6 protein-coding genes are annotated in these 7,068 nt (G+C 71.2%); 5 read left to right on the top strand and 1 reads right to left on the bottom strand.

All coding sequences use genetic code 11. The features are described from left to right. Positions 1 to 413: 413 nt before the first annotated feature. From osmF to E9232_RS11435, 5 genes are all read left to right on the top strand, one after another. On the top strand, positions 414 to 1,355 hold the full coding sequence (gene osmF / locus E9232_RS11455; RefSeq protein ID WP_309794078.1) for a glycine betaine ABC transporter substrate-binding protein OsmF: 942 nt from the start codon (positions 414 to 416) through the stop codon (positions 1,353 to 1,355). A 208-nt stretch (positions 1,356 to 1,563) separates the two neighbouring features. Beyond that, the gene (locus E9232_RS11450) at positions 1,564 to 2,727 is read left to right on the top strand and encodes an ABC transporter permease (RefSeq protein WP_309794076.1); all 1,164 of its coding nucleotides are present in this window, start codon (positions 1,564 to 1,566) and stop codon (positions 2,725 to 2,727) included. Continuing rightward, a complete protein-coding gene (locus E9232_RS11445; RefSeq protein WP_309794075.1) occupies positions 2,724 to 3,647 on the top strand; it encodes an ABC transporter ATP-binding protein in 924 nt (307 codons plus the stop codon). Before E9232_RS11450 ends, E9232_RS11445 begins: the two co-directional genes overlap by 4 nt. Continuing rightward, the gene (locus E9232_RS11440; protein ID WP_309794073.1) at positions 3,644 to 4,426 is read left to right on the top strand and encodes an ABC transporter permease; all 783 of its coding nucleotides are present in this window, start codon (positions 3,644 to 3,646) and stop codon (positions 4,424 to 4,426) included. Before E9232_RS11445 ends, E9232_RS11440 begins: the two co-directional genes overlap by 4 nt. 150 nt (positions 4,427 to 4,576) lie before the next feature. Continuing rightward, the gene (locus tag E9232_RS11435) at positions 4,577 to 5,899 is read left to right on the top strand and encodes a glycosyltransferase (protein WP_309794072.1); all 1,323 of its coding nucleotides are present in this window, start codon (positions 4,577 to 4,579) and stop codon (positions 5,897 to 5,899) included. Between the two features lie 2 nt (positions 5,900 to 5,901). Here E9232_RS11435 and E9232_RS11430 read toward each other — a convergent pair whose 3' ends face one another. After that, positions 5,902 to 7,065: an MFS transporter gene (locus E9232_RS11430; protein WP_309794070.1), complete on the bottom strand. Its 1,164-nt coding sequence runs from the start codon at positions 7,063 to 7,065 to the stop codon at positions 5,902 to 5,904. Positions 7,066 to 7,068: the final 3 nt, after the last annotated feature.

Here is a 7,068-nt window from a genome sequence, read left to right as displayed (position 1 = left end):
ACCCGGACCGGGGCATCCCGCTCTCGCGGAATGATCCTTTCTACCCTCTTTCCAACAGACAATTGCGAGGAGGCGAAGCCGACGAAGCAATCCATCGGGCCGCATGAGCGGCCCGATGGATTGCTTCACTACGCTCGCAATGACGGTGTTGGGAATTCCGAAAGGTCCCGCCACGCAGGAGCGGCGACGCGAAAGGCTGCCCGACGGCGAAGCGGGCGATGGTGCCCCCGCGCCGGCCCTTCCCACCCCATTTCCACAAAATCTGCGCGATTTTTAATCCTCAATTGACGCCAACGAAGCGTCATTTAATCTGCTGGCTCGCCGCATCGGAACCAGCCAGCCTGTGGGATATTGGTGAAGAGGCGGCACCGCCTCCCCATCCCGCCCGGGCCGAACAGAGAAGGCACAGCGTCATGACCACCCGTCCGTTCAAGCGCATCCTCCAAACGGCCGCACTGGGCGCCGCGATCGGCGCCGGGCTGCTGGGCGCGTCCGGCGCCATGGCGGCCGATGCGGTCCGCGTCGGCTCGAAGATCGACACCGAGGGCCGGCTGCTGGGCAGCATCATCCTGCAGGTGCTGGACGCCAACGGCATCGCCACCGAGAACAAGCTGCAGCTGGGCACCACCAAGATCGTGCGCAGCGCCCTGCTGGCCGGCGAGATCGACGTCTATCCGGAATACACCGGCAACGGCGCCTTCTTCTTCAACATCGACACCGATCCGGCCTGGAAGAACGGCGCCGCCGGCTACGACAAGGTCAAGCAGCTGGACGAGGCCCAGAACAAGATCATCTGGCTGACCCCGTCGCCGGCCAACAACACCTGGGCCCTGGCGGTGCGCCAGGAGGTGGCCGACAGCAACAAGCTGAAGACGCTCGAGGATTTCTCCAAATGGGTGAATGGCGGCGGCGGGGTCAAGCTGGCCGCCTCGGCCGAATTCGTCGAAAGCCCGGCGGCCCTACCGTCGTTCCAGTCGACCTACGGCTTCAAGCTGAAGCAGGACCAGATCGTCACCCTGGCCGGCGGCGACACCGCCGCGACCATCCGCGCCGCGGCGGAGCAGACCTCCGGCGTCAACACCGCCATGGTGTACGGCACCGACGGCGCCATCTCCTCGGTGGGCCTGGTGGTGCTGGACGACAGCAAGGGCGCCCAGATCGTCTATGAGCCGGCGGCGACCATCCGCGCCGACAGCCTGGCCAAGAACCCGAAGATCAAGGACGCGCTGGCCCCGGTCTTCGCCTCGCTCGACCTCAAGACCCTGCAGGAGCTGAACGGCAAGATCGCCGTCGATGGCGAGGACCCGCAGGCGGTGGCTGCGGAGTACCTGAAGTCCAAGGGCTTCGTGAAGTAAGACGGTCCGGGACGGAAAGGCCGGTGCCCACCACGCCAGCTCCTTCCCTAGTCCCCCCTCCCCTCGTGGGAGGGGGCCAGGGGGAGGGGGTTCGCGCCGTCACGCCATCGTCGGCCGGCTCGGGCTGCGGCAACCCCCTCCCCCTATCCCCCTCCCGCAGGGGGAGGGGGGACTCGAACAGCAGCGGCCCCTCAGGATGGGGACCGCCATGACCGTCATCCGCAACCGGGTGCTGCTGGTGCTGGGCGTGGTCGCGCTGGCCGGGGTGCTGGCGCTGCCGCTGCTGACCAACGCCCCCAACCGCCTCTTGTCCGGCCGGCCGATCGCCGCGCTGGACCTCGCCGGGCCCTGGGGGCCGCTGGTGGTCGCCGCCGCAGCGCTGCTGCTGGCCGGCGCCCTGGTGCCGCCGCGTCGCGCGGCGCTGGTGGCGCAGATGCTGATCGGCATCGGCATCGCCATCGGCCTGCTGTGGCTGGCCGGCGCCCAGGCCGATCTGCTGGCCGTCGGCGCCCGTTCCTCCGCCCGCACCTCGCTCGGCGCCGGCTTCTGGCTGCTGGCGCTGACCGCCCTGCTGGCCGCAGCCGATGCCAGCCGCCGGCTGAGGCTGCCGCCGCTCGCCCGGCTCGGCCCCGCTTTGCTGCTGGCCCTGCCGGTGGCGGCGCTGATCGCCGGCGGCGCGCTGGACCAGCTGTCGCTGATGAAAGAATACGTGCAGCAGCACGGCGTGTTCGGCCCGCAGGTGCTGCGCCACCTGGTGCTGGTCGGCATGGCGCTGCTGCCGACACTGTTGATCGGCATCCCGCTGGGCATCACCGCCCACCGTTCGGATGCCGCCCGCGCGCCGATCTTCTCGATCCTCGGCATCATCCAGACGGTGCCGTCGATCGCCCTGTTCGGCCTGCTGATCGCCCCCCTGTCGGCGCTGTCCGCCGCCCTGCCGTGGCTGGGCATCAGCGGCGTCGGCACCGCCCCGGCGGTGATCGCGCTGTGCCTGTATTCGCTGCTGCCGATCGCCCGCAACACCACGGCCGGGCTGGACCAGGTCGATGCCGGAGTGATCGACGCCGCCCGCGGCATCGGCATGACCAGGCGGCAGATCTTCCGCAAGGTCGAGGCGCCGCTGGCCCTGCCGGTGTTCCTGTCGGGCCTGCGCATCACCCTGATCCAGTCGATCGGCCTGGCCGCGGTGGCGGCGCTGATCGGCGCCGGCGGGCTGGGCGCCATCATGTTCCAGGGGCTGTTCGCCAACGCCCTCGACCTCGTCCTGCTCGGCGCCCTGCCGATCATCCTGATGGCGGTGCTGGTCGATGCGCTGTTCCGCATCCTGGTCGCCGCCCTGCAGACACCGTCTTCGCCGGGGAGAGCCGCGTGATCGAGTTCGACCATGTCAGCAAGATCTTCGACAGCTACGCCGCGGTCGAGGACCTGACCCTGACCATCCCGAAGGGTGCGTTCTGCGCCCTGATCGGGTCCTCCGGCTCGGGCAAGTCGACCAGCCTGAAGATGATCAACCGGCTGATCCCGCACACCAGCGGCACCATCCGGGTCAATGGCGAGGACGTGACCCAGATCCCGGTCGAGACCCTGCGCCGGCGCATGGGCTACGCCATCCAGTCGATCGGCCTGTTCCCGCACTGGACCGTGGCCCGCAACATTGCCGCAGTGCCGGCCCTGCTGGGCTGGCCGAAGCAGAAGGTCGACGACCGGGTGCGGGCGCTGCTCGACCTGCTGCAGCTCGACCCCCGCTTCGCCGAGAAGTACCCGCACCAGCTGTCCGGCGGGCAGCAGCAGCGGGTCGGCGTCGCCCGCGCCCTGGCGGCCGACCCCGAGGTGCTGCTGATGGACGAGCCGTTCGGCGCGCTGGACCCGATCACCCGCGACACGCTGCAGGCCGAGATGGCGCGGATCCACCGCGAGACCGGCAAGACCATCGTCTTCGTCACCCATGACATGGACGAGGCGCTGCGGCTGGCCAGCCAGATCGCCATCCTCGACCATGGCCGGCTGATCCAGCTGGGCACCCCGCGCGAGATCCTGAGCGCGCCGGCCAACGACTTCGTGCGCGACTTCATCGGCCGCGACGATTTGGGCCTGAAGTTGCTGTCGATCGAGACCGTGGCCCAGCGGGTCCATCCCGGCGAGACCGCCGAGGGCGCGCCGATCGCCGCCGAGGCGTCGCTGCGCACCGCCCTGTCGATCCTGGTGGCGCGCGGCGCGGAGCGGGCGCCGGTGACCGCGGCCGATGGCCAGCCGCTGGGCGCGCTGCATCTCGACGACCTGGTGCGGAAGTGACCCTGGCCGCCCCGCCTGCCGCCCTGGCGCCGCCGCGGCCGGGCTGGCGGCCCTGGCGCGACCCGCTGCTGTGGCTCGCCCTCGGCTTCGCCGTGCTGGTGTTCGGCCTGCCCTGGGCCAAGCCGATCTTCGCCGCCTGGTTCCCGCAGCTCGAGCGCCCGCTCTACGAGGCCGACAGCTTCCCGGCGCTGGTGGTGGCCCACGTCGTGCTGGTCGGGGCGTCGAGCGCCATCGCCATCGTGGTCGCCGTGGCCGCCGGCATCTTCGTCACCCGCCCGGCCGGCGCCGAGTTCCGCGGCCTGGTCGAGACCGTGACCACCATGGGCCAGACCTTCCCGCCGGTGGCAGTGCTGGCGATCGCGGTGCCGCTGCTGGGCTTCGGCGCCTGGCCGGCGCTGATCGCGCTGTCGCTGTACGGGCTGCTGCCGGTGCTGGAGAACACCATCGCCGGGCTGGAGCAGGTGTCGCCCGCGGCGCTCGAGGCGGCCGAGGGCATGGGCATGGGCGCGACCCGGCGGCTGGTCTCGGTCGAGCTGCCGCTGGCGGCGCCCGTGATCATGGCCGGCATCCGCACCTCGGTCACCATCAACATCGGCACCGCCGCCATCGCCTCGACCGTCGGCGCCCGCACCCTGGGCACGCCGATCATCGTCGGGCTGAACGGCAACAACCTGGCCTATGTCATCCAGGGCGCGCTGGTGGTCGGCACCCTGGCGGTGCTGGTCGACCTCGCCCTCGGCCGCCTGACCCAGGCGCTGCAAAGCTGGAAACGGGCCTGAGACGGTCTGGCCACGAGGCGGCAGTTACGGCCGTAGCCCATCTTCAAATCCCTGACATCGTTCGGCAATCCGCGCGCCCCTAGGGTGCAGCATCGGCTCTCGCCCCAGGCTCCGGCCCGCCGGCGAGGGCGGCTGCAGAGGATCCCGCCGATGAAAGTCCTGATCTCCGCACCGCCCTTCGTTGGGCATCTGAACCCGGTGCTGGCCATCGGCCGCATCCTGATGGCCCGCGGCCATGAGGTGGTGGTGACGACCGGCAGCTTCCTGCGCGACACCGTCGAGGCCAGCGGGGCGTCCTTCGTGCCGCTGCTGCCCGGCGCCGATTTCGATTCCCGCGACATGTTCGCCGTGCACCCCGGCCACCGGGCGATCCCGCCCGGGCCGCGCCTGGTCGAGGCCCAGGTCGGCGACTTCCTGATCGAGCCGCTGCCGCAGCAGGTGGCGGGGCTGCGGCAGATTTTGGCGGAGTTCCCGGCCGACATCATCGTCTCCGACGCCATGTTCCACGGCACCATCCCGCTGCTGCTCGGCCCCGGCCCGCGGCCGGCGATCCTCTACAGCTGCCCGCATTTCCTGTTCACCGAGCGCGACGACGGGGCACCGCACGGCCCGGGCCTGCCGCCGGCCGAGACCGATGCGCAGCGCGACGAGTACCGCGCCATCCGCGCCGCGGTTGACGCCGCCTGCCTGGACCCGCTGAAGGCCCGGCTCGACCGCCGGCTGGCGGAACAGGGCATTCCTGCGACCACCCTGCCCTATTTCGACACGGTGGCGAGCGTGCCGGACGTGTTCCTGCAGACCACGGTGCCCGGCTTCGAATACCCCCGCCGCACCTTGCCGCCGACCGTACGCTTCATCGGCACCCTGCCGCTGTCGCCCTCCCGCGCGCCGGACCCGGACTGGATCGGCGACCTCGACGGCCGGCGCCGTGTGGTGCTGGTGACCCAGGGGACGCTGGCCAATTACGACCTCGGCCAGCTGATCGGCCCGACCCTGGCCGGGCTGGCCAACGAGCCGGATGTGCTGGTGCTGGCGACCACGGGCGGCGCGCCGCTGTCGTCGATCCCCGGCCCGATCCCGGCCAATGCCCGCACCGCCACCTACCTGCCGTTCGACCGGCTGCTGCCGCGGGTCGACGTCATCGTGACCAATGGCGGCTACGGCACCGTCAACCTGGCGCTGAAGGCGGGGGTTCCCCTGGTCGCGGCCGGCATGACCGAGGACAAGACCGAGATCAACGCCCGCATCGCCTGGTCCGGCGCCGGCATCAACCTCGCCACCAACAATCCGACGCCGGAGGCGCTGCGGGCCGCGGTGCGGACGGTGCTGGACGGGGCGCGCCACCGCGACCACGCCCGGCGCCTAGCCGCGGAGTTCGCCCGCATCGACACCGAGGCCGAGGTGCTGCGCCTGGTCGAGGGTAGCGTGCGCATCGTCCGCCCGCGCGCCCGCTCCTCGCGCTCGGCGGCTTAAGCTTAAGCCAGGACAGGGGCCCGGCTGCGCCGCTCCATGGCGTAGGACAGCACGGCGACGCCGAGCCCCACCACCGCCACCGCGGCGCCGATATAGGGCAGCTGGCCATAGGGCATGCCGGCGGCGATCGCGGCGCCGCCCAGCGACGCGCCGCCGGCATTGCCGAGGTTGAAGGCGCCCTGGTTCAGGGTCGAGGCCAGGTTCGGCGCCTCATGCGCCTGATCGACCACCCGGGTCTGCAGCGGCGCGCCGAGGCTGAACTGGACCACGCCCCACAGCACCATGGCGGCCACCGCCGGCACCATCATCGGCGCGGCCAGGCCGAACACGGTGCAGATCACGGCCAGCGCCGCCAGGCTGGCCATCACCGCCGGCATCAGCTTCCAGTCGGCCAGCCGGCCGCCGAACAGGTTGCCGACGGTGATGCCGACGCCGAACAGCAGCAGCGCGGTGGTGACGCCCTGCGGCGTCAGGCCCGACACGGTCTCCAGGATCGGGGTGATGTAGGTGAAGATGCTGAACAGGCTGACCGAGGACAGGATGCTGAGCGCCATGGCCAGCAGCACCTGCGGCTTGCGCAGCACCGAGAATTCGCTGAGCAGGCTGGCCGGCGGCGCCTCGCGGTCACGCGGCAGCACCGCGGCGATGGCGACGGCGGCGGCGATGCCGATCGGCACGATGGCGGCGAAGGTGGCGCGCCAGCCGGCGGCATGGCCCAGCCAGGTGCCGAAGGGCACGCCCAGCACATTGGCCAAAGTGAGGCCGGAGAACATCAGCGCGATGGCGCGCGACCGCTGGTGCCGCGGCACCAGGTTGGCGGCGACGACGGCGCCGATGCCGAAGAAGGCGCCGTGGCACAGCGCGGTCAGCACCCGCGCCGCCATCAGGGTCCAGTAGCTGGGCGCCAGGGCGCAGAGCAGGTTGCCGAGGATGAACACGCCCATCAGCCCGATCAGCGTGAGCTTGCGCGGCAGCTTCGCGGTGAGGATGGCGACGATCGGCGCGCCGATGGTGACGCTGAGCGCATAGCCCGAGACCAGCATGCCGGCCGCCGGGATCGAGACGCCGAGGTCGCGCGCCACGTCGGGCAGCAGCCCCATGATGACGAATTCGGTGGTGCCGATGCCGAACGCGGCAACGGCCAGGGCAAAGAGCGGCAGCGGCATGGA

It is taken from the genome of Inquilinus ginsengisoli (assembly GCF_031453975.1).
Taxonomy (GTDB): Bacteria; Pseudomonadota; Alphaproteobacteria; order DSM-16000; family Inquilinaceae; genus Inquilinus; species Inquilinus ginsengisoli_A.
Note: the sequence above shows the minus strand (reverse complement) of the source record. Positions and strands in the feature narration are given on the sequence as shown.